General features: G+C 75.0%; 3 protein-coding genes. 1 reads left to right on the forward strand and 2 read right to left on the reverse strand.

What is annotated here, in order from left to right:
- The coding region (gene panC / locus GTW67_RS20925) for a pantoate--beta-alanine ligase (protein WP_161166336.1) at nucleotides 1-716 on the reverse strand (716 nt) is incomplete at its 3' end.
- A complete protein-coding gene (locus GTW67_RS20930; protein ID WP_161166337.1) occupies nucleotides 713-1,768 on the reverse strand; it encodes a DUF2520 domain-containing protein in 1,056 nt (351 codons plus the stop codon). The genes GTW67_RS20930 and panC, both read right to left, overlap by 4 nt.
- A 221-nt stretch (nucleotides 1,769-1,989) precedes the next feature.
- Between GTW67_RS20930 and GTW67_RS20935 the strand changes: the two genes are divergently transcribed.
- On the forward strand, nucleotides 1,990-2,886 hold an 897-nt coding region (locus tag GTW67_RS20935), incomplete at its 3' end, for a threonine aldolase family protein (protein ID WP_161166338.1).

Genomic DNA, 2,886 nt, shown 5'->3' on the forward strand with positions numbered 1-2,886 from the left:
GCGCTGAGCGCCTCGGCGCGCGCCTGCGTGGCGGGCACTTCGCGGGCCCGCGCGCGCAGCGCCTCCTGGGCGGCGTGCCGGTCGAGGCCGGCGAACAGGGCCTGGGAGAGCGCGAGCGCGGTGCGGCGCTCCTTGGGCGAGAGGTAGCGGTTGCGGCTGGAGAGGGCCAGGCCGTCGTCCTCGCGCACGGTGGGCACGCCGACGATCTCCATGCCGAAGTTCAGGTCGCGGACCATGCGGCGGATCAGGGCGAGCTGCTGGGCGTCCTTCTGGCCGTAGAAGGCCAGGTCGGGGCGGGTGAGATGGAGCAGCTTGGCGACGACGGTGAGCATGCCGTCGAAGTGGCCGGGGCGGGAGGCGCCCTCCAGGCGTTCGCCCATGGGTCCGGCGGTGACGCGGACCTGGGGCTCGCCGCCCGGGTAGACCTCGTCGACGGACGGGGCGAAGACGACGTCCGCGCCCGCCTGCTCGGCGAGCTTCAGGTCGGCGTCCAGGGTGCGCGGGTAGCGGTCCAGGTCCTCGCCGGCGCCGAACTGGAGCGGGTTCACGAAGACGGTGACGACCACCTCGCCGTCCGGGCCGGCGGTGCGCCGTGCCGTGCGGATCAGGGTGGCGTGGCCCTCGTGCAGGGCACCCATGGTCATCACGACGGCCCGGCGCCCGTGACGTACGCGCGCGTGCAGCTCGTCCGCGGTGCGCAGCAGGGTGGTGGTCATCGGGCGTCTCCCTCGGTGCCGTCGATCCCGTCGGTGCCGTCGGTGCCGTCGGTGCCGTCGGTGCCGTTCGAGCCGCTGTGGCCGTCCGTCCCGCCGCTGTCGTCCGTCCCGCCGCGGCCGTCGGTCGGGATGCTGCCGTCGGCCGGGCCGCCTCCGTCGGCGAGTACCCCGAGGAGGTCCTCGGCGAGTTCGGGCTTGAGCAGCCCGTGGTCCAGGGCGCGGTCGGCCGTCGCGCGGGCCATCGCGACGTAACCGGCCACCGCCTGCGGGGCGTGTGCGCGCAGTTCCACGATGTGCGCGGCGACCGTGCCCGCGTCCCCGCGCGCGACGGGGCCGGTGAGCGCCGCGTCGCCGGAGCGCAGGGCGTTGTCCAGGGCCGCGCCCAGCAGCGGGCCGAGCATCCGGTCGGGGGCCTCGACGCCGGCGGTGCGCAGCAGCTCCATGGACTGGGCGACCAGGGTGACCAGGTGGTTGGCGCCCAGGGCGAGCGCCGCGTGGTACAGCGGGCGCCTGTCCTCGGCGATCCACTCCGGCTCGCCGCCCATCTCGATGACCAGGGCCTCGGCGGCCAGCCGCAGCTCCTCGGGCGCGGTGACGCCGAAGGAGCAGCCGGCCAGGCGCTGGACGTCGACGGGGGTGCCGGTGAAGGTCATCGCCGGATGCAGGGCGAGCGGCAGGGCGCCGGCGCGCAGGGCGGGGTCCAGGACCTTCGCGCCGTAGCGCCCGGAGGTGTGCGCGAGGAGCTGGCCCGGGCGCACCGCGCCGGTCTCGGCGAGCCCGGTCACCAGGCCGGGCAGCGCGTCGTCGGGGACGGTCAGCAGCACCAGTTCGGCGTGCCGGAGGACCTCGGCGGGTGTCATGAGCGGCACGTCGGGGAGCAGGGCGGCGGCCCGCCGCCTGGAGGCGTCGGAGACTCCGGAGACGGCCACCGGGCGGTGCCCGGCGAGCTGGAGGGCCGCGGCCAGCGCGGGGCCCACCCGGCCGGCGCCGACGACGCCTACGGTGAGCCGCGCGGGGCGGTCCTTGGGGTCTGGCTGTGGGGTTGTGTTCACGCGACGGCGGCCTTCCCGTTCCAGTCCGCTCGGGGTACCGGACGATTTCTCGTCATGTTAACGCGATCGGTTCCGCGGACGTCCGGTTGTCCACAGGCTGTGGGTTTTCGCACCCGTCCTCCGGCACTGACCGGCACCCGGCGTCCACACCCTCCGGGTGGGTGCGCACCGCGCGCGGAAACCCCGTGACCCGGCCGGTTGCCGCACGGCATGATCCCGGCATGACTGGCACAGGGGAAAACACGGAACAGGCGGAGACGGCGGAGCCGCCGGAACAGCAGGAGGAGCAGCACAGGCGCATGCGCGAGCGGCGCGTGGCCGTCCATCGCAGCGCGAAGCGGCTGCTCGCGCGGCCGGGCTACACCGCCACCCTCCGGGAGCGCCTCGGCCTGCTCGACGGCGCCGGGGAGCTCTACGACCTCGACGAGCCGTCGGACGTCTACGGCAACGGCATCGTGACGGCGCTGGAGGAGCGTACGGCCGCCCTGCTCGGCCACGAGGCCGCCGTCTTCTTCCCGACCGGCACCATGGCCCAGCAGGTGGCGCTGCGCTGCTGGGCGGGCCGTACCGGCAACCCGGTCGTCGCCCTGCACGGGCTCGGCCATCCCGAGGTGCACGAACGGAACGCCTTCAGCCGGGTCAGCGGCCTGCGTCCGGTACGGCTGACCGGCGAGCCCCGGCAGCCGGCCGCCGACGAGGTGCGTGACTTCGGGGAGCCGTTCGGGGCGCTCATGCTGGAGCTGCCGCTCAGGGACGGCGGCTATCTGCTGCCCACCTGGGAGGAGCTGACCGAGCTGGTCGGGGCGGCTCGGGAGCGCGACGCGGTCGTGCACTTCGACGGGGCGCGGCTGTGGGAGTCCACCGTGCACTTCGGCCGCCCGCTGGACGAGATCGCGGGCCTCGCGGACAGCGTGTACGTCTCGTTCTACAAGTCCCTCAAGGGCTACGGCGGTGCCGCGCTGGCCGGTCCCCGGACGCTGGTGGAGGAGGCCAGGGCCTGGCGGCACCGGTACGGCGGCAACGTGTTCCAGCAGTTCCCCACGGCGCTGTCGGCGCTGGCCGGGCTGGAGCGCGAGCTGCCCCGGCTGCCGGAGTACGTGACGCACGCGCGCGTGGTA

It is taken from the genome of Streptomyces sp. SID5910 (assembly GCF_009862125.1).
Taxonomy (GTDB): Bacteria; Actinomycetota; Actinomycetes; order Streptomycetales; family Streptomycetaceae; genus Streptomyces.